Origin of the sequence: Fictibacillus norfolkensis (genome assembly GCF_014836645.1) — a bacterium.
GTDB lineage: Bacteria > Bacillota > Bacilli > Bacillales > Fictibacillaceae > Fictibacillus > Fictibacillus norfolkensis.
In genome coordinates this window covers 389,548-415,290 of sequence record NZ_JACSQM010000003.1, presented here as the reverse complement: position 1 = coordinate 415,290, position 25,743 = coordinate 389,548, and the positions used below count along the sequence as shown (strand labels likewise).

The following is a 25,743-nucleotide window of genomic DNA, read 5'->3' as shown; positions in this document are numbered from 1 at the left end:
TGGGAATGAACACTGTGATAGCCATTATCATCATTTTAGGTGCTTTAATTTTCTTTCATGAACTCGGACATCTATTGCTGGCAAAGCGTGCAGGCATCTTGTGTCGTGAGTTTGCTATTGGATTCGGCCCGAAAGTGTTTGCCTTCAAGAAAGGGGAGACAGTCTACACGATTCGTCTTTTACCTCTTGGAGGGTTCGTACGTATGGCTGGAGAAGATCCAGAAGGTATTGAACTTAAGGCAGGTCACAGAGTTGGTTTGATCTTCAACCAAGCAAATGAAGTGGAGAAAATCGTTGTCAATCACCGTGAAAAATATCCGGTGCAAAAAACGATCACCATTGAAAACGCTGATTTAGAACGTGAATTGTATGTAACAGGCTTTGAAAATGAAGACTCTGGAACATCGACTTACAAAGTAAAAGAAGATGCGCTATTTGTAGCTGATCACCAAGAGATGCAGATCGCACCTTATAACCGACAGTTTGGATCGAAGACGATCATGCAGAGAACACTAGCAATCTTTGCTGGTCCTGCAATGAACTTTTTACTAGCTTTCGTGATCTTGGTCGTATTTTCGCTCATGCAAGGTATCCCGACTAATGAATCAAGACTAGGTACCCTTCAAGAAGGAGCAGGTGCCGATAAAGCTGGTTTGATTAAAGGGGATAAAATTATAGCAGTTCAGGGCGAAAAGATGGACGATTGGAAAGAATTAGTGTCTGTCATTCAAGAAAACCCTGGTGAAAAGTTAATGTTTACGATCAATCGTGATGGAGAAGAGAAAGTGGTTCCTGTCACGCTTGGCTCACGTAAAGGTGCTGATGATAAGAACGAAGGATTTATTGGAGCACACCCATATACAGAATCCTCTTTTGTTGGATCATTAGAATATGGTGCTAAACAAACTTGGTTTATGACAACAGCTATATTTACAGGGCTCGGACAACTGATAACGGGTCAGCATGGAATTGATCAGCTCTCTGGTCCACTTGGTATCTATGAGTATACAGATCAAGCTGCAAAAGCCGGTGTTTATATGCTGCTGCAATGGGCAGCTATCTTAAGTGTCAACTTAGGGATCTTTAACTTGTTACCATTACCTGCACTTGACGGAGGACGACTTCTATTCTTAGGAGTTGAAGCTTTGAGAGGGAAACCGATCGATCCGCAAAAAGAAGGAATGGTTCATTTTATCGGGTTTGCTTTTCTGATGTTATTGATGCTAGTTGTTACATGGAATGATATACAGAAAATATTTCTTGGTTAATTAGGGATGATTTGAGGAGTAGAGATTATGAGACAAAGTCAGTTGTTTATGCCAACTTTAAGAGAAATTCCTGCAGATGCAGATGTTAAAAGTCACCAGCTCTTATTAAGAGCTGGCTTTATCCGTCAGAATGCTGCTGGTATTTACTCTTTTCTTCCATTGGGGAAAAAGGTTCTTCACAAGGTAGAAAATATTGTACGAGAAGAAATGAATCGTGCCGGTTCACAAGAGATGATGATGCCGGCGCTGCAGCTTGCTGAACTTTGGCAGGAAAGTGGCCGATGGTATAGCTACGGTCCTGAACTAATGAGATTAAAAGATCGACACGAGCGGGATTTCGCACTTGGAGCAACTCATGAAGAAGTGATTACGAGCATCGTTCGAGACGAAGTAAAATCATATAAGAAACTTCCTCTTAATCTATATCAGATTCAAACAAAGTTCAGAGACGAGAAACGTCCACGTTTCGGTTTGCTTCGCGGAAGAGAGTTCATCATGAAAGATGCATACTCTTTCCATGATAAGCAAGAAAGTCTTGATGACACGTATGAAGCGATGAAAGACGCCTACTCTGCTATCTTTAGCCGTTGTGGACTTAACTTCCGTGCGGTTTTAGCCGATTCAGGTGCGATCGGTGGTAAAGATAATCATGAGTTCATGGTTTTATCAGAAATTGGTGAAGATTTGATCGCGTATTCAACGGATTCAGATTTTGCAGCGAACATAGAGATGGCTCCAGTTGTTCTTCGTGAAGACCGTTCATCTGAAAATCTTATGGAACTTAAGAAAGTAGAAACGCAAAACGCGAAAACGATCGAAGAGGTTTCAGATCTATTACAAGTTTCACCATCCAAAGTGATTAAATCATTGCTTTATATCGCTGATGAACAACCTGTTTTAGTGTTAGTCAGAGGAGATCATGAGGTTAATGAGATTAAGCTTAAGAATGTTCTTTCTGCTAAAGAAGTAGAATTAGCTACAGCAGAAGAAACAAAAAAATGGTTGAATGCTGAACACGGATCTATCGGACCAGTTCATTCTTCAAAAGAAGTTAAAGTAATCGCTGATCAAGCAGTTCCATATATGGTAAATGCAGTTTGTGGTGCAAATGAAGCAGGCTATCATTATACAAATGTTAATCACAATAGAGATTTTGAGTGTAATGAAACAGCTGACCTTCGTTTTGTTGTAGAAGGTGATCTGTCACCAGATGGTAAAGGGACGATCGTTTTTGCTAAAGGAATTGAAGTCGGGCATGTGTTCAAGCTTGGTAAAGTATACAGTGAGCCGATGAAAGCCTCTTACTTAGATGAAAACGGTAAGAATCAGATCATGTCCATGGGTTGTTATGGAATAGGTGTCTCACGTACATTAGCAGCCGTAGCTGAAGAAAACAATGATGACAAAGGTTTGATCTGGCCGTTATCATTAACACCGTTCGATGTTCACTTAATTGCTATTAACAGTAAGAACGCAGAACAAGCAGCACTGTCCGATGAACTTTACAAGCAGATCAAGAACGATGGATTTGATTGTTTATATGATGATCGCCCTGAACGAGCGGGTGTGAAATTTACAGATAGCGATCTTATCGGACTGCCAATTCGTGTTATGGTTGGAAAACGTGCTTCAGAAGGTATCGTAGAAGTGAAGATACGTAAAAGCGGAGAATCATTCGAAGTGCCAGTTTCTGAACTAAGCAGCTTTATTAAAAATGAGTGGGACAAGCTTAAGAATTAGTTAGAGCGTGATTGAATGGATGATGTCCATAGAGGAGGTACCTCTTTTATATAAGAGGTGCCTTTCTCTTTGCACTTTACGAATAGAGTTCTAATCTTTATGATGGTAATCGAGGCTGACTGATTAAAGCTATAGTATAATTAATAGAGAAATGTTTAAGAATTACATTGGTTAGTCATGTGAAAACATAATTAAACCCCTCTAAAAGGAGGTTCGTATGAGCGGAAATGATCAACAGATCAGACAAGAAAGGCTATCGCTTCTTTTAGAACAACTAGGTATGCCTGATGAAATGAAAGTAGGTTTTTCGGAAGGAACGATCGAAAAACTAACGATAGATAAGACGAATAGAAGCTGGCATTTTATAATAGGACTTCTACGTCCATTAAACCCTGATAGTTATGCATGGTTTAGTGCTAGCCTGCGCCAAACTTTTCAGCATATTGCTACAGTGTCTTTTTCTCTTCAAACGAAAGAGAGTTTTCAAGCCGAAGAGCTACTTGGTTTTTGGCCATTGTGCAAAGAAAAGTTAGTAGAATCAGCAGCACCAAGTTTAGGAAGTATGCTTTCTACGCAAAATCCTATTGCGGAAGGCAATTTTTTGTGTCTGACAGTAAGAAATGATGCGGAAGAAGCGCTTGTTCAAAGAAAGCTTTCTCCTGTTATTAAGGAGATGTACAGTCAGTTTGGGTTTCATTCTGTAATGGTAAAAACAGAGATTAAACATTCTGAAGAAGATTTTCAAAAGTTTATCGAACAAAGAAAACAAGAAGATCAGAATAAAGTAATGGAAGCTTTAGTTGAAAAAGAAAAAGCCGCTAATCGATCTGATGGCCCTGCAGCAAGAACTGATATTATGATCGGCTATTCAATCAAGGATGATCCTGTTCCGATCCAAACGATTCAAGATGAAGAAAGACGCATAACGATTCAAGGCTACGTCTTTCATTCCGAAACGAGAGAGCTTAGAAGCGGGCGTACACTATTAACATTCAAGATTACCGATTACACGGATTCATTATTGATCAAAATTTTCTCTCGTGACAAAGAAGATATTCCTATCCTTCAAGGGATTCAAAAGGGAATGTGGCTAAAAGTTCGAGGCGGAATACAAAATGATACGTTTGTAAGAGATCTAGTTATGATCGCTAACGATATTAATGAGATCAAACCTGAGTTCAGAAAAGATCTTGCGGATGAAGACAACAAACGTGTTGAGCTTCACCTTCACACCCCGATGAGTCAGATGGATGCAATATCTTCTGTTTCAACCTTAGTGGGACAAGCTAAGAAATGGGGTCATCCAGCTATCGCAATAACTGATCATGCTGGTGTTCAGTCCTTTCCAGAAGCTTATAGTGCAGGAAAGAAAAACGGAATCAAAATTCTGTACGGACTTGAGGCGAATCTTGTAGATGATGGTGTACCGATCGCATACAACGAGGCGCCGAGAAAATTAACAGATGAAACATATATTGTTTTTGACGTTGAGACGACGGGTTTATCAGCTGTTTACAATAAAATTATTGAACTCGCAGCGGTAAAGATACGTGGCGGGGAGATCATTGACCGTTTTGAAAGGTTTGCAAATCCTCATGAATCCCTATCTCAAACCACGATTGAATTAACTGGAATTACAGATGATATGGTTGAGAACGCACCAGAGATCGAAGAAGTGCTTCGAGATTTTCACGCATTTATGGGTGATGATATCCTAGTAGCTCATAACGCGAGCTTTGACATGGGCTTCTTGAACGAAGGATTACGCAAGATAGGTCTAGGGGAAGCAAAGAATCCTGTAATTGATACACTTGAATTGGCAAGATTTTTGCTCCCGCAGTTAAAGAATCATAGATTGAACACACTTTGTAAAAGGTTTGATATTGAACTCACTCAGCATCACCGAGCTATCTATGATGCTGAAGCTACTGGTTATCTATTATGGAAGCTTCTAAAAGAAACGTTTGAAAAGGATATCTTCTATCACGACCGTTTGAACGATAACATGGGGCAAGGTGGTTTTCAGAGATCAAGACCGTTTCACTGTACACTTTTAGCTGCGACACAAGAAGGTCTGAAGAATTTATACAAACTCGTTTCTGAGTCACATATGTCTTATTTTTATCGAACACCGCGTATTCCGAGATCACGGTTAAGTAAACTACGAGAGGGCATACTCGTCGGTTCAGCTTGTGATAAAGGTGAAGTGTTTGAAGGTATGATGCAAAAACCGATCGAAGAGGTTGAAAAGATCGCGGAGTTTTATGATTACTTAGAAGTTCAGCCGCCAAGTAACTATTATCATCTTATCGAAAGAGAATTAGTCGCAGATGAGATGAACTTAAGAGAAATCCTGTCTAACATCGTTCAGCTTGGTGAGAAATTGAACAAACCGGTTGTCGCAACAGGAAACGTTCATTATTTAAACCCTGAAGATGCGATCTATCGAAAAATCTTGATCTCTTCTCAAGGTGGAGCGAATCCGCTGAACAGACAAACTCTTCCAGAAGTCCATTTTAGAACAACTGATGAGATGTTGAACTTGTTCTCTTTCTTAGGGGAGGAAAAAGCTCAAAAAGTAGTTTGTGAAAATACGAGACAGATCGCCGATATGATTCAGGAGATCAAACCGATTCCGGATGATCTATATACACCAAAGATCGAGGGCGCAGATGAGGAAGTACGCTCGATGAGTTATAACCGAGCGAAAAGCATCTATGGTGAGAATCTTCCAGAACTTGTTGAGAAAAGGTTAGAAAAAGAATTAAAAAGTATCATCGGACACGGATTTGCGGTTATTTACTTGATCTCACATAAACTTGTAAAAAAATCGTTGATCGATGGATACCTTGTAGGATCGCGTGGGTCAGTCGGTTCATCGTTTGTTGCGACAATGACGGAGATTACAGAAGTAAATCCACTGCCTCCTCACTATGTTTGCCCGAACTGTAAAGAATCACATTTCTTTAATGATGGTTCTGTTGGTTCTGGTTATGACTTGCCAGATAAAGAATGTCCAACATGCGAAGTGCTTTATATAAAAGATGGACAAGATATTCCCTTCGAAACGTTCCTTGGTTTCAAAGGAGATAAAGTCCCTGATATCGACTTAAACTTCTCAGGTGAGTATCAGCCTAGAGCACATAACTACACGAAAGAACTATTCGGTGAAGATTATGTGTATCGTGCAGGTACGATAGGTACCGTAGCTGAAAAAACGGCTTATGGTTATGTAAAAGGGTATGCAGGAGACAACAACTTAACGATCCGATCGGCAGAAGTTGATCGCCTCGTAGCAGGTTGTACAGGAGTAAAGAGAACAACAGGTCAGCATCCGGGTGGAATAATAGTTGTTCCAGATTATATGGATATCTATGATTTTTGTCCTGTGCAGTTCCCAGCCGATGATAGTGGGTCGGAATGGAAGACGACTCATTTTGATTTTCACTCGATTCACGATAACTTATTAAAACTTGATATACTCGGGCACGATGATCCGACCGTTATCCGCATGCTTCAAGATCTAAGCGGTATTGATCCGAAGACCATTCCTGCTTCTGATCCAGAAGTGATGAAAATCTTCTCAGGTCCAGACGTGTTAGGAGTAACCGAAGAACAGATCATGTGTAAGACAGGTACGTTAGGTATTCCAGAGTTCGGAACAAAGTTCGTAAGACAGATGCTTGAAGAAACAAAACCAAGTACTTTCTCTGAACTTGTACAGATTTCAGGACTATCTCATGGTACCGACGTGTGGCTTAATAACGCGAACGAATTGATCGCAAACGGCACTTGTGTGCTGAAAGACGTTATCGGATGCCGTGATGATATTATGGTCTACCTGATCTATAAAGGCCTCGAACCGTCGCTTGCTTTTAAGATCATGGAGAGTGTACGTAAAGGTAAGGGTCTGCCGGATGAGTGGATCGATGAGATGAAGAAGAACGATGTACCTGATTGGTATATTGGTTCATGTTTGAAGATCAAATACATGTTCCCTAAAGCTCATGCTGCAGCATACGTACTGATGGCCGTTCGTATCGCATATTTTAAAGTTCATTATCCAATCTGGTTCTATGCGGCATATTTCACGGTAAGAGCGGATGATTTTGATGTGGAGTCTATGATCAGAGGATCCAAAGCGTTAAAGACAAAAATTGAAGAGATCTCAGCTAAAGGTCTTGATGCTTCTACAAAAGAGAAGAACTTGCAAACGGTTCTAGAACTTGCTCTTGAAATGTGTGAAAGAGGGCTATCGTTCCAGAAGATCGATCTGTATCGATCAAGCGCAACAGATTTCTTAGTAGAAGGGGACACATTAATTCCACCGTTCAATTCAATCGCAGGATTAGGTACAAACGCAGCATTAAACATTGTAAAAGCAAGAGAGCAAGGTGAATTTCTTTCTAAAGAAGATCTACAGCAGCGTGCGAAGTTGTCTAAGACCATTATTGAGTACTTAGATGATCAAGGATGTTTAGAAGGAATGCCTGATGCAAACCAGCTTTCGCTCTTTTAACAAGGGCTTCTTGAAGGCTTGATCAGTTGCAGTATTTTATTGGTTATGGTATAGTATTTTTGGAAATACTGTTGAATGAATAACTGTCGGCGAAAGAGTGGGGCTCCCCACTCTTTCGTTACGTTTTGAGGTCATTCAGTAAGAAGGAGGGCAGCAATGAGTCAGAAGATTACAGAGCTCACAACAGAGCTTGTAACCCCAATCGTTGAAAAACTAGGACTTGAACTTGTTGACGTTGAATTTGTTAAAGAGGGTAAAAACTGGTTTCTCCGAGTATATATCGATTCCACGGGTGGAATTGATATCGAGGAATGCGGGACTGTCAGTGAACAATTAAGTGAAAAACTAGATGAACTTGATCCGATCGAACAGCCCTACTTTTTAGAAGTATCTTCTCCAGGTGTTGAAAGACCATTAAAGAAACCTGAAGATGTGAAAAATGCTATCGGCAAAAATGTAAACATTAAACTTTATGAGCCATTAAACGGTGAAAAAGTATATGAAGGACTTTTAAAAGACTTTGACGGTGAAACGCTGTTCATGGAGATTAGAGTGAAAACGCAAGTGAAAAAGGTAGAGTTACCTTATGCTAAAGTGGCCAACGCCCGTCTTGCGGTTGTTTTTTAATGAAGAGGGGAGAAGAAAAATGAGTACCGAGCTTTTGGATGCACTTACATTGTTAGAAAAGGAAAAAGGGATCAGTAAAGATGTCATTATTGAAGCGATTGAAGCTGCCCTTATTTCTGCGTACAAGCGCAATTTTCATCAAGCGCAAAATGTTCGTGTTGATTTTAACAGAGACACAGGAAGTATCCGTGTTTTTTCAAGAAAAAATGTGGTTGAAGAAGTTGAGGACGATCGTCAAGAGATCTCAGTAGCAGAAGCTCAAGCGATCAACCCTGGCTATGAATTAGAAGATATTGTAGAAGAAGAAGTCACACCAAAAGATTTTGGTCGTATTGCTGCTCAAACAGCTAAACAAGTAGTGACACAACGCGTACGTGAAGCAGAGCGCGGGATCATCTTCTCAGAATTTATTGATCGTGAAGAAGATATCATCACGGGAATCGTTCAACGACAAGACCACCGTTATATGTATGTCAGCCTAGGCAGAGTGGAAGCTCTTCTACCTGCTGCTGAACAGATGCCTGGTGAATCTCATACCACGAACGACCGCATCAAAGTGTACATTACTAAAGTTGAAAAGACGACAAAAGGTCCTCAAATTTTAGTTTCAAGAACTCACCCAGGTCTTCTAAAACGCTTATTCGAACTTGAAGTGCCAGAGATCTATGATGGAACGGTTGAGATTAAATCGATCGCTCGTGAAGCGGGTGACCGTTCTAAGATCGCCGTTCATGCTGCTGATCCTGAAGTAGATCCAGTTGGATCTTGTGTTGGACAAAAAGGTGCGCGTGTTCAAACGATCGTAAACGAATTGAACGGTGAGAAGATTGATATTGTTCGATGGAGTGAAGATCCAGTAGTATATGTAGCAAATTCACTTAGCCCAGCAAAAGTACTTGAAGTACAAGTGAATGAAGAGGAAAAGATGACAACGGTTATCGTTCCTGACTATCAACTTTCATTAGCGATTGGTAAAAGAGGCCAAAATGCTCGTCTAGCTGCGAAGTTAACAGGTTGGAAGATTGATATTAAAAGTGAAACAGAAGCCACAGAATCAGGTGTGTACGATCCATCAAACGCTCGCAGTGATTTTTTCGAAGATACTGATGAGGATGAAGAGTAAGAAATGACGAGGTGGAGACAATGAAAACACGTAAAATTCCGATGAGAAAATGCGTAGCCTGTCAAGAAATGAAGGCTAAAAAAGAATTAACACGTATTGTCCGCTCACCAGAAGGAGAAGTCTCTGTCGACATGTCGGGGAAAAAATCCGGAAGAGGAGCCTACCTTTGTCATGAACCTGCTTGTATCCAACAAGCAAAAAAGAAAAAGGTTCTTGAGTCACATCTCAAAACAAAGATTCCAGCTGATCTATTTGAACAGCTTGAAAAAGGAAGTCATACATCTTGAAACCAACTCCTTGGGAAAACTTTCTTGGAATAGCAGCTCGAGCCGGTAAAGTCATATCCGGTGAAGAACTAGTTGTGAAAAGCATCCAAAAGCAAAACGCGAAAATTGTTCTGCTTTCAAAAGATGCTTCTGATAATACAAAGAAAAAAGTTACCGATAAATGCCACTTTTACAAAATTGATCTTGCCTGGGTGGAAGATCGCAATGTTTTAGGCAGAGCTATTGGTAAGGAGCAACGAGTTGTAGTTGCTGTAAATGATCAAGGATTCTCTAAGAGATTAAAGGAACTTCTTGATCACTAACTCGGGGGTGAACATATGAGTAAAATCCGCGTATACGAATATGCGAAACAGAAAAATGTTCAAAGTAAAGACATTATTGAAAAGCTCAAAACGATGGATGTCCACGTTGCGAATCATATGTCTATGATTGATCAGGCAGCTCTTAAAAAGCTGGATGAGGCTTATCGTCCAAAGACCAATAAAGATCAACCAAAATCAACGAATCAAAATCAACTCCCTAAATCAGATGTGAAAAATAGCAACCCTGGTAATGACACCAAATCTAATAAAAAGGAAGTTCAAAAAGAGAGTAATATGAAAATAAAAAAAGAGAACAATAACTCGTCACAAGCTAAAGGACCAAAGTCCACGAATACTAACAGTCAAAACAATCAGAATAAGACTAGCACAAACAGTCAGAACAAGACTAGCACAAACAATCAAAACAAAAACAGTAACAACAATCAAAACAAGAGCAATAGCAATCATTCAAACAACAAGAATACTAACAATAGAAACCAAAGCAACAATAGAAATAACAACAACAAGAACAACAACAATCGCAACAAGCAAAACAGAGGCGGCGGAAACCAGCAGCAACAAGCTCCTCAGAAGAAAGTTCTTGAAACGCCAAGTAAGATCACTTTCACTGAATCACTTCAAGTAGGTGAATTAGCTAAAAAGTTGAACAAAGATACTTCTGAGATCATTAAAAAGCTAATGGGTCTTGGAATTATGGCAACGATCAATCAAGAGCTTGATAAAGAAGCGATCGAATTGATCGCAGCTGACTACGATGTAGAAGTAGAAGAAGAGATCATCGTTGATGAGAATGAATTTGAAAACTACGAAATCGTAGATGAAGAAAAAGATCTTCAAGTTCGTCCGCCAGTCGTTACGATCATGGGTCACGTTGACCATGGTAAAACAACGCTTCTTGATGCGATTCGTAACACAAAGGTAACTGCAGGCGAAGCTGGTGGAATTACTCAGCATATCGGTGCTTATCAAATTACGAACAACGGAAAACAGATTACGTTCCTAGATACTCCTGGACATGCTGCGTTTACAACGATGCGTGCTCGTGGAGCTCAAGTAACAGATATCACGATTCTAGTTGTAGCTGCTGATGACGGTGTAATGCCTCAGACAGTAGAGGCGATCAACCACGCAAAAGCAGCAGAAGTTCCAATCATCGTGGCTGTAAACAAGATGGATAAAGAATCTGCTAACCCAGATCGAGTCATGCAAGAACTAACTGAGCACGGACTTGTTTCGGAAGCTTGGGGTGGAGATACGATCTTCGTAAACGTTTCAGCGATTAAAGGTGACGGAATTGACGACCTGCTTGAAATGATCAACCTTGTTTCAGAAGTTGAAGAATTAAAAGCAAATCCAAACCGTACTGCAATTGGAACAGTAATTGAAGCACAGCTAGATAAAGGCCGTGGATCTGTAGCGACTCTACTCGTTCAATCAGGTACGTTAAATGTTGGTGATCCAATCGTTGTAGGACACACTTACGGTCGTGTTCGTGCGATGGTGAACGATCTTGGCCGCAGAGTTAAAACGGTAGGACCTTCAACACCAGTTGAAATCACTGGGTTGAACGATGTACCACAAGCTGGTGATCAGTTCATGGTCTTCGCTGACGAGAAAAAAGCTCGTCAAGTTGGTGAGTCTCGCTTCAAAAAACAACAAGATGCACAGCGTAAAGAATCTTCAAAACTAAACCTTGATGACCTCTTTAACCAGATTAAAGAAGGTGACATCAAAGAAATCAATGTCATCATCAAAGGTGATGTTCAAGGCTCTGTTGAGGCGCTTGCAGGATCATTACAAAAAATTGACGTTGAAGGCGTTAAAGTTAAAATCATCCACTCAGGTGTTGGAGCGATCAATGAGTATGACATCATGCTTGCATCAGCTTCAAACGCGATCGTGATCGGTTTCAACGTTCGTCCTGATAACGGTGCAAAACGTACAGCTGACGCTGAAAAAGTCGATGTTCGTCTGCATAGAATTATCTACAACGTAATCGAAGAGATCGAATCAGCGATGAAAGGGATGCTTGACCCAGAATTCGAAGAAAAAGTTATCGGGCAAGTTGAAGTTCGTACGACTTTCAAAGTTTCTAAAGTGGGTACGATCGCTGGATGTTACGTTACTGAAGGTAAGATCACAAGAGATTCTACAGTTCGCTTGATTCGTGACGGTGTTGTTTCTTACGAAGGTAAGATCGATGCACTTAAACGTTTTAAAGACGATGCTAAGGAAGTATCTGCCGGATATGAATGTGGGATCACGTTAGAAAAGTTCAATGATATTAAAGAGGGCGACATCATTGAAGCATATATCATGGAAGAAATTAAAGTAAAATGATCGGGTTCTTAACGGTTGAGTTTTTCATCTATGAAGCACAGTCGTTAAAAGATAAACGTTCAGTTGTTCAAAAAGCGGTAAACAGGCTTCGTCAACGATTAAACGTGGCTGTATCCGAAACAGATCATCAAGATTTGTGGCAGCGCGCCGAGATAAGTATGGTTACCGTTTCTTCGGACAAAATAATAGCAGAAAAAGAATTGCAAAGAGCACTTGCGATTATTACATCTATTACTGAGTTGGAAGTTACACGTTCAAACATCGAGTGGCTGTAAGGCAAGTGGCAAGAAACGGGGTGTAGTAAAAATGGGCACAATCCGTTCCAATCGTATTGGGGAACAGATGAAAAAAGAGCTTAGTGACATTATAGGCCGAAAAATCAAAGACCCCCGCGTAGGTTTTGTGACCGTTACGGCGGTAGATGTAACAGGTGATTTACAGCAGGCAACTGTTTATGTTTCTGTGTTTGGCGATGCCGATCAAAAGGAACAAACATTGCGAAGTTTAGCGAAAGCTACAGGTTTCATTCGTACGGAAATCGGAAAGCGAATCCGCATGCGTAAAACACCAGACATCTTTTTTAAATTTGATGAATCTCTAAATTATGGAAGCAAGATCGAAAGTCTTTTGTCTGATATCAAACGTGAGGATGAAGAAGACGAAGAAAACGAAGAGCATCCGAAACCATAATAGCAAGTGGATAGGCAATTAATTTTGTCTATCCATTTTTTGCTTGTAAAAAAGAGATAATGCGATCAAAGGAGAAGCTTTTATGAGTGCAAGACAAGGAATTTTGGCATTGAAAAAACCTGCTGGTATGACATCACATGATTGTGTGGCAAAGATACGAAGAATTTTCTCTACCAAAAAGGTGGGTCATACAGGGACATTAGATCCTGAGGTGACGGGAGTTCTTCCAATATGTATTGGAAGAGCGACGAAGATCGCAGAGTACATGTCAGACTACGGCAAGGAATATATAGGTGAAGTTACTTTAGGGTTCTCTACAGAGACAGAAGATGCTCACGGTGAAAGAGTAGAAGAAAAACATGTTGAAAAGGATATCTCATTTTCTGATATAAGAGATATTTTACAGTCTTTACAAGGAGAGATCGAACAGATTCCTCCGATGTATTCAGCGGTTAAAGTTAACGGAAAGAAACTTTATGAATATGCGAGGCAAGGGCTGACTGTTGAACGGCCGAAACGTAATGTAACTATTCATGAGCTCCAGCTAATTAATGACGATAACTTAGATATGCTAAGCAAAGAACAACCTGTATTTTCATTCCGCGTACGATGTTCTAAAGGTACATACGTTAGGACGCTTGCTGTTGAGATCGGCGAAAGACTTGGATATCCGGCTCATATGTCATCTTTAATCAGAACAGCATCAGGGCCGTTCTCTATCGAAGACTGTGTGACGTTTGAGCAACTTGAAAGCGGTGAGACTCCTTTAGAAGATTATTTGTTTCCTCTTGAAAAAGGAATCTCTCACTTTCCGAAATGGACAGTTTCAGAAGAGCTGTTGTTTAAAATAAAAAATGGTTCTGTGCTTGAAGCACCAAAAGATTTGGTAGAAAGCCCGTTTGGTGTTTATAATGAAGAAGGAAAATGTCTAGCCATTTATGAGAATCATCCTTCAAAACCAGGTTTAATAAAACCGGTTAAAGTGTTAGCCATTGATTAACGAAAGAAGTTAGTAGGTGAGTTTTTGGAAACGATTGTTATAAGTCATCCGCATCATTTTCAGCAAGATAACCTTCCACCAACTTTTTTGGCTCTAGGTTATTTTGACGGGATTCATGCAGGACACCAACGTGTTATCAACACAGCAGTAGAGCTCGCTAAGAAAAACAATGCTGTTTCTGCTGTTATGAGCTTTCACCCGCATCCGTCTGTTGTTTTAGGTAAGAGTGATCAAAATTGGACATATATCACACCTTTAGAAGAGAAGAAGAAGATTCTAGAGGAGATGGGTGTAGAGAGATTTTATCTTGTGAAATTCGATCATGTTTTTGCAAATTTAGATACTCAGGAGTTTGTTGATCAGTATGTGATCGGTTTGAATGTAGTCCATGTTGTTACCGGATTTGATTTTTCATATGGAAAGTATGGAAAAGGAAATGTTGAAACGTTAGTAAAAGAGTCTAACGGACAATTTGGACAAACGGTTATTGAAAAAATTGAAAAAGATGGTCACAAAATAAGTTCCACACTGATTAGAAACTACCTTAAAGAAGGTCTTGTCGATGAGATTGAGCCTTACTTGGGCAGAAGATATAAGCTCAACGGCACAGTGATTCATGGGGATAAGCGTGGTCGTACGATTGGGTTCCCGACTGCGAACCTTGACACCGACCAATATTCACTGCCAAAAGTCGGTGTATACGCAGTTGAGGTATCTATCGATGAAAAAAGCTATTTAGCAATGGCGAATGTAGGCTATAAACCTACATTCAAGGATAATCAAAAAAAACCTTCACTCGAAGTTCATATCTTTGACTTCAACCATGAAATATATGGTGAAGAGGTTCGAATCACTTGGTTGAAAAGAATTCGTGATGAGAAGAAATTTAGTGGAATAGACGAACTCATCGCACAGCTTCATGCCGATAAAAGCAAAACATATGAAATTACACAATCTCTGTAATAAAAAACTTGCAATTATTCTATAAAAAGTCTATGATAATAACTGTACATTTTAATGTGCATATAACCATTGCTTGGCAAATCGAGTCACCGACGTTTGCTCGGTAATTGGTGTTTCTATTATTAAGGAGGTGAAAAGGATGGCTATTACTCAAGAGCGTAAGAACGAACTAATCAGCGAGTATAAGGTACATGATACGGACACTGGATCTCCAGAAGTTCAAATCGCTATCCTTACTGAACAAATCAATGAGTTGAATGATCACTTGCGTACACACAAGAAAGATCACCACTCACGTCGTGGTCTATTGAAAATGGTTGGTAAGCGTCGTAACTTGTTAACGTACCTACGTAACAAGGACATCACGCGTTACCGCGAATTGATCGGAAGACTTGGATTACGTCGCTAATCCAGCAAAGCGGGATATATTTCCCGCTTTTTTTATTGCAAGCATTCATCCATAAACGGCACTAAACATGTTATTCTTGGTATGTATGAGTAAATTCTTTCGAGTTTTTCTTTTTAGGAAGGACTACGTTAGGATATAATAGAACCATAATATGATAGGATTTTTCTAAGTGTTGAGAGGAGTACCAAGTAAAATGGATCAACAAAAAAGAACTTTTACAATGGACTGGGCGGGTAGAACGCTTACGTTCGAAATTGGAGAATTAGCAAAACAAGCGAACGGTGCTGTAATGGTCAGATATGGCGATACTGCAGTACTTTCAACAGCTGTTGCATCAAAACAGCCTAAAAACCTTAGTTTCTTTCCGCTGACAGTAAACTACGAAGAGCGTTTATATGCAGTTGGTAAAATTCCAGGTGGATTTATTAAACGTGAAGGCCGTCCAAGCGAAAAAGCTGTATTAGCGAGTCGTTTGATCGACCGTCCTATTCGTCCTCTATTCGCAGATGGTTTCCGTAACGAAGTACAAGTTGTCAGCACTGTAATGAGTGTGGATCAAAACTGTTCTTCAGAAATGGCTGCGATGATCGGATCATCACTTGCGTTGTCTATTTCTGATATTCCTTTTGAAGGACCAATCGCTGGAGTAACTGTTGGTCGAATCGAAGGCGAGTTTGTGATCAATCCAACAGTAGAGCAAAATGAAAAAAGTGATATTCAATTAATTGTTGCGGGTACAAAACATGCCATCAACATGGTTGAAGCTGGTGCAGAAGAAGTTTCTGAAGAAGTGATGCTTGAAGCGATCATGTTCGGTCATGAAGAGATCAAGCGTTTAATCGCTTTCCAAGAAGAGATTGTTTCTGAGATCGGTAAAGAGAAAATGGAGATCGTTCTTCATGAACTAGATAAAGATGTTGAACAAGAAGTTCGTGAATTTGTTGGAAACGATGTTAAAGAAGCAGTTAAAGTTGTCGAAAAGCATGCACGTCAAGAAGCTTTAGACGCTGTAAGTGCAAACGTCGCTTCTCGTTATGAAGAAGATGAAGATAAAGCCAGCGAAGCAAAAGAGGTTTTACATAAACTCATCAAAGAAGAAGTACGACGCTTGATCCTTAAGGAGAAAGTTCGTCCGGACGGAAGAAAAACTGATGAGATTCGTCAACTTTCTTCAAAAGTAGGCATTTTAGCAAGAACGCATGGTTCTGGTCTATTTACACGTGGGCAGACTCAAGCACTCAGCATCTGTACGTTAGGAGCTCTTGGCGATGTTCAAGTTCTTGATGGTCTTGGTGTGGAAGAGTCAAAACGTTTCATGCACCAATATAATTTCCCTCCATTCAGTGTAGGTGAAACTGGATTTATGCGCGGGCCAGGCAGACGTGAAATCGGACATGGTGCATTAGGTGAGCGAGCTTTAGAGCAAGTGATTCCTAACGAAGAAGAGTTCCCATACACGATTCGTCTCGTTTCAGAAGTATTAGAATCCAACGGTTCTACATCTCAAGCTAGTATTTGTGCAAGTACGCTTGCATTGATGGATGCTGGTGTTCCGCTCAAAGCTCCTGTTGCAGGTATTGCTATGGGTCTGATCTCTGACGGTGAAGATGTAACAGTTCTAACAGATATTCAAGGCATGGAAGATCATCTTGGAGATATGGACTTTAAAGTGGCAGGAACTCCTAACGGTATCACTGCTCTTCAAATGGATATTAAAATTTCAGGTATCAACCGTGAAATTCTTCAAGAAGCTTTAACTCAAGCAAAAGAAGGACGTATGATCATTCTGAAGTCTATGCTCGCTACACTTTCAGAATCTCGTACACAACTTTCTCAATATGCACCTAAGATCTTAACGATGAAGATCAACCCAGATAAGATCCGTGATGTAATCGGGCCGAGCGGGAAGATCATCAACAAGATCATTGAAGAAACAGGAGTTAAGATTGATATCGAGCAAGATGGTACAGTCTTCATCGCTTCAACTGACGAATCTATGAACAAAAAAGCGAAGAAAATCATTGAAGATATTGTTCGTGAAGTTCAAGTTGGAGAATACTACATGGGTAAAGTTAAACGTATCGAAAAGTTTGGTGCGTTTGTAGAACTATTCAGCGGCAAAGATGGACTCGTTCATATCTCTGAACTTGCTGAAGAACGTGTAGGAAAAGTTGAAGATGTTGTGAAGCTTGGTGACGAGATCATGGTTAAAGTTATGGAGATCGATAATCAAGGTCGCGTAAACTTATCTCGCAAAGTTGTGCTGAAAGAAGAAAAAGCAAAGAACGAACAGCAGCAAAACGTATAACATAAATAGCAAAAGACTGTACCAAATACAGATACATTGTATCGTATGGGTCAGTCTTTTTTTTGTGTTGTTTTATTCGCTCTTTTCTTGTGGTTTGGTTGATACATCGTAAATTCTATAATATTGAACTTGCTCAGGCGATATTTATAAGCGTTCTAACCTGTCCAAATCGTACATACTTTGGTTACAGGGAGGGAGTTCACTTGAAAAATAAAATTCTTCAATGGTCATTAGTCGTTCTGGTTATCACTTCGATATCGTTTTCGTTGCATAATCCATTTACAAGCACCTATATTGAGAGTTTAAAGGCTCAGAGCACAGCCGTTTCGCAAATGGAATCAAATTCAATCTATCAGCAGATTAAGGAAAAAGCGAAGGAGTTAAATCGTCCTCCTAAAAATGCAGAGATTGATCCAGTCTGGAAAGCCACTCCCGGTTATAATGGCATTGTTGTTGACATGGAAGCATCCTTTAAAGCGATGAAGAAAGCGAATAAATTTGATCATAATAAACTAGTTATAAAGCAAATAAATCCAAGTGTTCATCTCGCAGATCTTCCTGCATCACCTATCTATAGAGGTAACCCTGAAAAACCTATGGTTACACTTTTAGTGAACGTAGCATGGGGAAATGAGTACCTTCCTGGCATGCTCCAAACGATGAAGAAAAATAATGTGAAATCTACTTATTTTCTAGATGGGTCATGGGTGAAGAAGAACCCGTCACTCGCTAAAATGATTGCAGAAGAAAAACATGAGATCGGTAATCACGCCTATTCCCATCCGGATTTAAAAAAGATGACCAATTCCCGAATAACCGAGGAACTTAAACAAACGAACGAAGTGATACATGCAACGCTCGACATACAGCCAAAATGGTTTGCTCCCCCAAGTGGCAGCTTTCGAAACGACGTTGTACAGATTGCTTCAGAGATGGATATGAAAACGATTCTTTGGACCGTTGATACGATCGATTGGAGAAAACCAAATCCTGATGAGATGGTAACCAGGGTTCTTAGTAAAGTACATCCTGGTGCGATGATCTTAATGCACCCAACAGAATCATCTTCTGCCGGTCTTGATAAACTCATTAAAGGAATAAAAGAAAAAGGTTACAGCATCGGAACGGTATCTGACTTGATGGATGAAAAGAGATTAGTACCTAAAACTATCAAGTAAAGTTGTGTACGCGTTATGATAATGGTATATTGTTCCTATGATTATTGTGGAACAACTGACAGCTAGGGGGAAACAAGTTTGATTAAAAGATATACATGCTCAAACGGCGTGCGAATCGTTTTGGAAAACATTCCAACAGTACGCTCTGTTGCGATCGGTGTATGGATCGGCACAGGCTCAAGATTTGAAAACACAAAAAACAACGGAATTTCGCATTTTCTGGAGCACATGTTCTTTAAAGGAACTAAGACGAGAACTGCAAGAGAAATTGCCGAATCTTTTGATAGCATCGGTGGACAAGTGAATGCTTTCACTTCAAAAGAATACACATGTTATTATGCAAAAGTTTTAGATACGCATTCACCATATGCACTTGAAGTATTAGCGGACATGTTTTTCAACTCTACCTTTGATGAAGGAGAGTTATTAAAAGAAAAGAATGTTGTGCTAGAAGAAATTAAAATGTATGAAGATACGCCTGATGATATTGTTCATGATATGTTAAGCCGTGCTAGTTTTCAAAATCATGAACTCGGTTTTCCGATCTTAGGTACAGAAGAAACATTGAACACATTTTCCGGGAGCACACTTCGAGATTATATGGATACTCATTATGTTCCGGAAGAAGTAGTCATTTCTGTTGCAGGAAACGTCGATGAATCGTTCATAAAGGAAGTTGAGAAATGGTTCGGTGATTATAAAACAAGTGGCATCATCAAACCAGAAATTCAATCTCCCGTATTTTATCCTGAGAAGCTATCTCGTAAAAAAGAAACAGAACAAGCACATCTTTGTCTTGGGTTCCCTGGACTCTCTCTAAAAGACAAACGCAGCTACAGTTTGATCATTCTAAATAATATCTTTGGATCAAGCATGTCTAGCCGTTTGTTTCAAGAAGTAAGAGAGCAAAAAGGTTTAGCGTATTCTGTTTTCTCATACCATTCAGCGTTTCAGGATAATGGGATCTTTACGATTTATGGAGGAACGGCTCCACATCAATTAGATGAATTGTATAATACAATTTTAAATATCGTAGATGATTTAAAAGAGAACGGCATTACTGACAAAGAATTGAAGAACTCTAAAGAACAGATAAAAGGAAATTTGATGCTGAGTCTTGAAAGCACGAACAGCAGAATGAGTCGAAATGGAAAACATGAGCTCATCTTAGGTTACCACCGTACCCTTGATGATATGGTCGAGTCGATCGATAACGTGTCAAAAGACGATGTGAACATGTTGGTTCAGTCAATCTTCAGCGAAGGATGTTCAGCTTCCCTAGTGAGTCCCCAAGGTGAACTTCCGAAAGGACTTCAATAGCATATCTACTCATTTCAACGAAACCCGGAATTCCATCCGGGTTTTTTTGCGTTTTCAGATATCTTCTTTAAAAATGGGCTTACCGTTTTCTGAATGCCCCAAACATAGGAGTTGCTCATGAATATAATGGTGTTGATTGAAAGCTTATGATCGTGTTAATTAGCGAAATAGAAACGACTATTAAATATGAGTTATACCGTTGTGCAGAATGTCTTTCTGTAACCAGATAGGCGGGGTGTTCATATGATGGTGAACGTGGATAGTTATCCCCTGCAAGAAAAGGAACAACGGAGAAAGGGGAGAAAGAATGTTAACGGATTTGCATATCGCAGTTTTTGGCGGCGATGCGAGACAGTTGGAAGTTATTAGGAAACTAACAGAACTGGATGCGATACTTACACTAATCGGTTATGACCAACTTGATCATGGATTTACGGGAGCTTCAAAAATGGATATAGATGAAGTGGATTTCTCAAAATTAGACAGCATCATTCTGCCTGTAAGCGGAACAGGGCTGCAAGGGGAGATCGATACTATTTTCTCTAATAAAAAAATGATTCTTACAGAAGAGCACCTTAACCAGACGAAAGACCATTGCCAAATATTTTCAGGTATCAGCAATTCTTATTTAGATGCTATCACAAAGAACAGCAATAGAAAGCTAACAAAATTATTTGAAAGAGATGATGTTGCGATCTATAACAGCATCCCTACTGTTGAAGGAACGATCATGATGGTCATCCAGCATACAGATATCACCATCCATCAATCAAATACGGTTGTTCTAGGATTTGGACGTGTAGGAATGAGTGTTGCAAGAACATTCCAAGCATTAGGAGCGCGCGTAAAAGTGGGCGCGAGAAAGTCTGAACATATGGCAAGGATCTCTGAGATGGGGATGATTCCATTTCATTTAGATGATTTAAAGAATGAAGTCTATGAAACAGATGTTTGCATTAATACCATTCCCACGCAGATCGTTAATGCTGATGTTATCTCAAAGTTTCCTTCACATACATTAGTGGTTGATCTGGCTTCAAAACCAGGGGGCACTGATTTCAGGTATGCAGAAAAACGAGGAATCAAAGCACTTCTTGCACCAGGATTGCCAGGAATTGTCGCTCCTAAGACAGCGGGTAAGATTGTTGCAAATGTACTTTCGCAGCTCTTAATCAATGAATTTAAGCGGAAGGGGTAATTATCATGGATTTTAAAGGTAAGCATATCGGGTTTGGCCTAACAGGATCTCACTGCACGTACGATGCTGTGTTTCCACAGATCCAAAAGCTTGTAGAGCTCGGAGCAAATGTATCGCCATTCTTCACACATACCGTTGGACATACGTCTACACGTTTTGGAGAAGAAGGGGAATGGGTGGAAAAGATTAAACAGATTACTGGAAACGAACCAGTAGATTCTATTGTGAAAGCTGAACCCTTTGGACCAAAAACACCACTAGATTGTATGGTCATTGCTCCGTTGACCGGAAATTCGATAAGCAAGTTTGCTAATGCTATGACAGATTCTCCGGTATTAATGGGGGCAAAAGCAACCCTTCGTAACCAAAAACCGGTCGTTCTTGGAATATCTACAAATGACGGTCTAGGATTGAACGGTGTAAATATTATGAGATTGATGGCAACTAAGAATATCTATTTCATTCCGTTCAGTCAAGACGATCCAGTCAAAAAGCAAAATTCATTAGTCGCTCATATGGACACTCTCATTGAAACGATTGAGCTAGCGATTGAAGGGAAACAGCTCCAGCCTGTTCTTAGGGTAAGAGATTTAGGGTAATCGATCGAACAACAGAAGAAAATCCGTTCATAACACCAAAGTTTATGATAAAATATGATAAATTATATGGATTAACTAGGAGAAACTAAATCTTTGAGTTTCTCCTTCTGTTGTAGATTGCTTACCTTAAACAATAAAGGAGTTAATAAAGTATGAGCCAAAAATCATTTCATGTAGCTGTAGTAGGAGCGACTGGCGCAGTTGGCCAGCAAATGTTAAATACGTTAAGTGAAAAAAACTTTCCAATAAAAAAGTTATCTCTTCTTGCAAGTAAAAGATCAGCAGGACAGGTCATCTCGTTTAATGGAGAATCGCATACGATTCAAGAAGCAACTCCTGAAGCTTTTGAAGGTGTTGATCTAGCATTGTTCTCTGCTGGTGGTTCTGTTTCCAAAGCTCTTGCACACGAAGCGGTTAAGAGGGGTGCGATCGTTGTAGACAACACGAGCGCATTCAGAATGGATCCGAACGTACCACTCGTTGTACCTGAGGTGAATGAAGGAGACTTATTAAAACATAACGGAATCATTGCGAATCCGAACTGCTCAACGATTCAGATGGTCGTTGCCCTTCAGCCTCTTCATGAAAAGTTCGGTCTTAAAAAAGTAATCGTTTCTACTTACCAAGCAGTTTCAGGAGCGGGAGCTAAAGCTGTTGAAGAGCTAAAAGAACAATCAAGATCGATTTTGAACGATGAATCTTTTGAGGCTTCTATCATGCCTTGCGCCTCAGACAAAAAGCACTATCAGATCGCATTTAACGCGGTTCCACAGATTGATAAATTTGAAGAGAACGGTTATACGTTTGAAGAGCTTAAGATGATGAACGAAACGAAGAAGATCATGCATTTGGAAAATCTAGAGATCGCAGCAACTTGTGTACGATTACCAGTAGAGACAGGGCACTCAGAGTCTTTATATGCAGAGTTTGAAAATGGTAACCCATCCGTTCAAGAAATAAGAGAACTACTTAAAACAGCTCCTGGTATCACTCTTCAGGATCAGCCTGAAGATCAGATCTATCCTATGCCAGCTCTAGCAGCAGGTCTGCCTGACGTTTTTGTTGGTAGAATACGTAAAGACTTAGACCGCGATAACGCCTATCACATGTGGGTCGTGTCAGATAACTTACTTAAAGGTGCTGCATATAACTCCGTACAAATCGCAGAGAGTTTGATTAAATTAAATCTGCTTTAATTATATAAAGAAGGTGCATTCATGAAGATAATCGTTCAGAAATTTGGGGGAACTTCTTTAAAAGATGATACAGGCCGCATTGAGGCCATTCGTCATATTAAAAATGCGGTAGAAGAAGGCTATAAAGTAGTATGCGTCGTTTCAGCGATGGGACGTTTCGGTGATCCTTATGCGACGGACACTCTATTAAGCCTTGTAGGAGATAAGAACAAGATTTCTAATCGAGAACAAGATCTTTTGTTGTCTTGCGGAGAAATTATTTCATCAGTCGTATTTTCTGGATTGTTAAATACGACAGGTCTTTCCTCTGTAGCGTTAACAGGCCCACAAGCAGGGTTCAGAACAAATGATGACTTTTCTAATGCAAGAATTATAGATATGAAAGTAGATCGGATAAAGTCAGAACTTGAAAACCATCAAGTAGTTGTTGTTGCAGGCTTTCAAGGACAATCAAAATCTGGGGATATTGCAACACTTGGTAGAGGTGGAAGCGACACGAGTGCTTCGGCATTAGGTGCTGCTTTAGAAGCTGAATTTATCGATATTTTTACAGATGTTGAAGGGGTTATGACTGCTGATCCTAGACTTGTTAAAGATGCAAGACCATTATCTGTCGTAACCTATGCAGAGATCTGCAACATGGCTTATCAAGGAGCAAAGGTCATTCATCCACGTGCTGTAGAGATCGCCATGCAGGCTAAGATCCCGTTAAGAATTCGTTCAACATATTCAGATCTTCCAGGAACGCTTGTTACATCAGCGATCAAGGGACCAGCTGGTAAAGATGTTCAAGAATCAATCATTACGGGTATTGCACATGTCTCAAACATTACCCAAATTAAAGTGTATGCGAACGATGGTCAGTATGATCTTCACACAAAAGTGTTCAAAGCCATGGCACAAGAACAAATTTCAGTAGACTTTATAAACATAAGCCCTAAAGGTGTCGTATATACGATCATGGAAGATAAGACAGATTTGGCATTAGCAAAATTAAAGGCTCTAGGATACGAACCTGAAGTGAACCGAGATTGTGCAAAAGTATCGGCAGTTGGAGCTGGCATCGCAGGCACTCCTGGTGTTACGGCAGCTATCGTAGAATCACTGTCTAGCAGAAACATACAAATCTTACAATCTGCTGATTCGCATACTACGATTTGGGTGCTCGTGAAGAAAACGGACCTTATTGAATCAGTAAATGCTCTTCATTCCGCTTTTCGTTTGAATGAGGAAGGAATATCTGCGAACTTACAAGAAATTGTACAGCAGCAGTTTAATGAGTATTGAGGAGTGAAGGAAATGAATTTCGGAAGTATTAGTACCGCAATGGTAACGCCTTTTGACAGCAAAGGGAACATTGATTTTGGCAGAACGACGAAACTGGTTAACCATCTGATCAACAATGGAACAGATAGTCTTGTAGTAGCAGGGACTACCGGAGAATCAGCGACATTAACGACAGAAGAAAAAATAGCACTTTTTAAACACGTTGTAAAAGTGGTCGATGGAAGAGTTCCTGTGATCGCAGGGACTGGTAGTAATAATACGAAAGCATCCATCGATCTTTCAAAAAAGGCTGAAGAAATCGGTGTGGATGCCATTATGATCGTAGCACCGTATTATAATAAACCGAGTCAGGAAGGAATTATCGCTCATTATAAGGCTATTGCAAGTGCGGTTAGCCTTCCAATCATGGCGTATAACATCCCGGGAAGATCAGTGATCACATTTTCTGTTGATACGGTTCTTCGACTAGCTGAAGTGCCGAACATTGTTGCCTTAAAAGATGCAGGCGGAAATTTGGATACGATGAGTGAAGTGATTGAAAATACGTCTGACGATTTTGTTGTTTACTGCGGTGACGATGGTTTGACCCTTCCTTCTTTAGCGATAGGAAGTGCGGGAATCGTTTCTGTGGCTTCACATGTGATCGGTAACGAGATGCAGACGATGATCAAGGCGTTTAGAGACGGTGAAAATAAAGAAGCAGGGCGTATTCATCGAAAGTTGCTTCCGGTTATGCAAGAGCTCTTTAAAGCACCGAGTCCTGCTCCAGTAAAAACTGCGCTTCAATTAAGAGGGCTTGATGTTGGCGGAGTCAGATTGCCGTTATTACCTTTAAATCAATCTGAAAGAGAAGCACTCTCAAACAGATTAAACAGCTTATAAAAAAGTAGGCCGGGTTTTCATTAGTTCGTTAAAAAGGGGCTTCGCATGTGTGATTATATGCGAAGCCCTTTTTTCTTAAGGATTAAAAGGATGTATTCGTAGACATCAACGGTCTTTCTTCATCCTGCTACCGCTCAAAAAATAAACCCTCATCTTGAGTAGATGCGGGCTTGTTTTTTTTAGGTGCGCGCGTTGGTGTCGTCGCGTTTTGTCGAAAATTGTTTAAATAATTTTATCCGTGAAATTATTGGCTCTATATGTGAATATATTTTGATTTACCGTGAAAATAAAATGGATTACCGTGAAATTATTAAACTTTGCGATTTCCACTAACAAAACTTACGGCTCAAACTAGATCAAACAGCCACAACAGCTACCTTTTAAAACAAAAAAGCCCTGATTCAATCAAGAAATATTGAATCAGAGACTAGATTCTACTCTTTTATGATATTTCGGCCGGACGATTTTTTAGCTTTATTCATAATC

Annotated in this window: 21 protein-coding genes; all 21 read left to right on the top strand. The window is 40.0% G+C overall.

Annotated features, from left to right (window positions below; all coding sequences use genetic code 11):
• Positions 1 to 5 precede the first annotated feature (5 nt).
• Positions 6 to 1,268, top strand: coding sequence for an RIP metalloprotease RseP (rseP, locus tag H9648_RS09335; RefSeq protein WP_144700724.1), 1,263 nt, complete (start codon positions 6 to 8; stop codon positions 1,266 to 1,268).
• A 27-nt stretch (positions 1,269 to 1,295) separates the two neighbouring features.
• Entirely contained in the window at positions 1,296 to 3,008 is a 1,713-nt protein-coding gene (locus H9648_RS09330) for a proline--tRNA ligase (protein ID WP_191753598.1), read from the top strand.
• Positions 3,009 to 3,225: 217 nt separating this feature from the next.
• On the top strand, positions 3,226 to 7,527 hold the full coding sequence (locus H9648_RS09325) for a PolC-type DNA polymerase III (protein WP_191753597.1): 4,302 nt from the start codon (positions 3,226 to 3,228) through the stop codon (positions 7,525 to 7,527).
• A gap of 156 nt (positions 7,528 to 7,683) precedes the next feature.
• Complete coding sequence (gene rimP, locus H9648_RS09320; protein ID WP_137789633.1) at positions 7,684 to 8,154, top strand: ribosome maturation factor RimP; 471 nt, start codon at positions 7,684 to 7,686, stop codon at positions 8,152 to 8,154.
• A gap of 19 nt (positions 8,155 to 8,173) precedes the next feature.
• On the top strand, positions 8,174 to 9,277 hold the full coding sequence (nusA, locus tag H9648_RS09315; protein ID WP_191753596.1) for a transcription termination factor NusA: 1,104 nt from the start codon (positions 8,174 to 8,176) through the stop codon (positions 9,275 to 9,277).
• A 20-nt stretch (positions 9,278 to 9,297) separates the two neighbouring features.
• On the top strand, positions 9,298 to 9,564 hold the full coding sequence (rnpM, locus tag H9648_RS09310; RefSeq protein WP_191753595.1) for an RNase P modulator RnpM: 267 nt from the start codon (positions 9,298 to 9,300) through the stop codon (positions 9,562 to 9,564).
• Positions 9,561 to 9,866 (top strand): YlxQ family RNA-binding protein, encoded by a 306-nt coding sequence (locus tag H9648_RS09305; RefSeq protein ID WP_191753594.1) that lies wholly within the window; start codon positions 9,561 to 9,563, stop codon positions 9,864 to 9,866. Before rnpM ends, H9648_RS09305 begins: the two co-directional genes overlap by 4 nt.
• 15 nt (positions 9,867 to 9,881) lie before the next feature.
• Positions 9,882 to 12,227, top strand: coding sequence for a translation initiation factor IF-2 (infB, locus tag H9648_RS09300; RefSeq protein ID WP_191753593.1), 2,346 nt, complete (start codon positions 9,882 to 9,884; stop codon positions 12,225 to 12,227).
• On the top strand, positions 12,224 to 12,502 hold the full coding sequence (locus H9648_RS09295; RefSeq protein ID WP_144700710.1) for a DUF503 domain-containing protein: 279 nt from the start codon (positions 12,224 to 12,226) through the stop codon (positions 12,500 to 12,502). The genes infB and H9648_RS09295 overlap by 4 nt, the downstream gene beginning before the upstream one ends.
• 31 nt (positions 12,503 to 12,533) lie before the next feature.
• Positions 12,534 to 12,917, top strand: coding sequence for a 30S ribosome-binding factor RbfA (rbfA, locus tag H9648_RS09290; RefSeq protein ID WP_066393771.1), 384 nt, complete (start codon positions 12,534 to 12,536; stop codon positions 12,915 to 12,917).
• 82 nt (positions 12,918 to 12,999) lie between these two features.
• Positions 13,000 to 13,917, top strand: a complete 918-nt coding sequence (gene truB, locus H9648_RS09285) for a tRNA pseudouridine(55) synthase TruB (protein WP_191753592.1) — start codon at positions 13,000 to 13,002, stop codon at positions 13,915 to 13,917.
• Between the two features lie 24 nt (positions 13,918 to 13,941).
• Positions 13,942 to 14,880 (top strand): riboflavin biosynthesis protein RibF, encoded by a 939-nt coding sequence (gene ribF / locus H9648_RS09280; protein WP_191753591.1) that lies wholly within the window; start codon positions 13,942 to 13,944, stop codon positions 14,878 to 14,880.
• A 139-nt stretch (positions 14,881 to 15,019) separates the two neighbouring features.
• Positions 15,020 to 15,289 (top strand): 30S ribosomal protein S15, encoded by a 270-nt coding sequence (rpsO, locus tag H9648_RS09275; RefSeq protein WP_066240919.1) that lies wholly within the window; start codon positions 15,020 to 15,022, stop codon positions 15,287 to 15,289.
• A gap of 193 nt (positions 15,290 to 15,482) precedes the next feature.
• Positions 15,483 to 17,597 (top strand): polyribonucleotide nucleotidyltransferase, encoded by a 2,115-nt coding sequence (gene pnp / locus H9648_RS09270; RefSeq protein WP_191753590.1) that lies wholly within the window; start codon positions 15,483 to 15,485, stop codon positions 17,595 to 17,597.
• Positions 17,598 to 17,800: 203 nt separating this feature from the next.
• Positions 17,801 to 18,775 (top strand): polysaccharide deacetylase family protein, encoded by a 975-nt coding sequence (locus tag H9648_RS09265; RefSeq protein ID WP_191753589.1) that lies wholly within the window; start codon positions 17,801 to 17,803, stop codon positions 18,773 to 18,775.
• 78 nt (positions 18,776 to 18,853) lie between these two features.
• Entirely contained in the window at positions 18,854 to 20,095 is a 1,242-nt protein-coding gene (locus tag H9648_RS09260; RefSeq protein ID WP_191753588.1) for a M16 family metallopeptidase, read from the top strand.
• Between the two features lie 307 nt (positions 20,096 to 20,402).
• On the top strand, positions 20,403 to 21,293 hold the full coding sequence (gene dpaA, locus H9648_RS09255) for a dipicolinic acid synthetase subunit A (RefSeq protein ID WP_191753587.1): 891 nt from the start codon (positions 20,403 to 20,405) through the stop codon (positions 21,291 to 21,293).
• Positions 21,294 to 21,298: 5 nt separating this feature from the next.
• Positions 21,299 to 21,892: a dipicolinate synthase subunit B gene (gene dpaB / locus H9648_RS09250; RefSeq protein WP_137789621.1), complete on the top strand. Its 594-nt coding sequence runs from the start codon at positions 21,299 to 21,301 to the stop codon at positions 21,890 to 21,892.
• 152 nt (positions 21,893 to 22,044) lie between these two features.
• Positions 22,045 to 23,088, top strand: a complete 1,044-nt coding sequence (gene asd, locus H9648_RS09245; RefSeq protein ID WP_191753586.1) for an aspartate-semialdehyde dehydrogenase — start codon at positions 22,045 to 22,047, stop codon at positions 23,086 to 23,088.
• 21 nt (positions 23,089 to 23,109) lie between these two features.
• Positions 23,110 to 24,375: an aspartate kinase gene (gene dapG, locus H9648_RS09240; RefSeq protein WP_191753585.1), complete on the top strand. Its 1,266-nt coding sequence runs from the start codon at positions 23,110 to 23,112 to the stop codon at positions 24,373 to 24,375.
• 12 nt (positions 24,376 to 24,387) lie between these two features.
• Entirely contained in the window at positions 24,388 to 25,257 is an 870-nt protein-coding gene (dapA, locus tag H9648_RS09235) for a 4-hydroxy-tetrahydrodipicolinate synthase (protein WP_191753584.1), read from the top strand.
• Positions 25,258 to 25,743 lie beyond the last annotated feature (486 nt).

Coding starts and splice junctions, on each gene's coding strand:
- H9648_RS09295 (WP_144700710.1), top strand. CDS start 12,224: ATGATCGGGTTCTTAACGGTTGAGTTTTTCATCTATGAAGCACAGTCG.
- rbfA (WP_066393771.1), top strand. CDS start 12,534: ATGGGCACAATCCGTTCCAATCGTATTGGGGAACAGATGAAAAAAGAG.
- dapG (WP_191753585.1), top strand. CDS start 23,110: ATGAAGATAATCGTTCAGAAATTTGGGGGAACTTCTTTAAAAGATGAT.
- dpaB (WP_137789621.1), top strand. CDS start 21,299: ATGGATTTTAAAGGTAAGCATATCGGGTTTGGCCTAACAGGATCTCAC.
- H9648_RS09330 (WP_191753598.1), top strand. CDS start 1,296: ATGAGACAAAGTCAGTTGTTTATGCCAACTTTAAGAGAAATTCCTGCA.
- infB (WP_191753593.1), top strand. CDS start 9,882: ATGAGTAAAATCCGCGTATACGAATATGCGAAACAGAAAAATGTTCAA.
- nusA (WP_191753596.1), top strand. CDS start 8,174: ATGAGTACCGAGCTTTTGGATGCACTTACATTGTTAGAAAAGGAAAAA.
- rimP (WP_137789633.1), top strand. CDS start 7,684: ATGAGTCAGAAGATTACAGAGCTCACAACAGAGCTTGTAACCCCAATC.
- dpaA (WP_191753587.1), top strand. CDS start 20,403: ATGTTAACGGATTTGCATATCGCAGTTTTTGGCGGCGATGCGAGACAG.
- H9648_RS09325 (WP_191753597.1), top strand. CDS start 3,226: ATGAGCGGAAATGATCAACAGATCAGACAAGAAAGGCTATCGCTTCTT.
- rseP (WP_144700724.1), top strand. CDS start 6: ATGAACACTGTGATAGCCATTATCATCATTTTAGGTGCTTTAATTTTC.
- pnp (WP_191753590.1), top strand. CDS start 15,483: ATGGATCAACAAAAAAGAACTTTTACAATGGACTGGGCGGGTAGAACG.
- dapA (WP_191753584.1), top strand. CDS start 24,388: ATGAATTTCGGAAGTATTAGTACCGCAATGGTAACGCCTTTTGACAGC.
- rnpM (WP_191753595.1), top strand. CDS start 9,298: ATGAAAACACGTAAAATTCCGATGAGAAAATGCGTAGCCTGTCAAGAA.
- asd (WP_191753586.1), top strand. CDS start 22,045: ATGAGCCAAAAATCATTTCATGTAGCTGTAGTAGGAGCGACTGGCGCA.
- truB (WP_191753592.1), top strand. CDS start 13,000: ATGAGTGCAAGACAAGGAATTTTGGCATTGAAAAAACCTGCTGGTATG.
- rpsO (WP_066240919.1), top strand. CDS start 15,020: ATGGCTATTACTCAAGAGCGTAAGAACGAACTAATCAGCGAGTATAAG.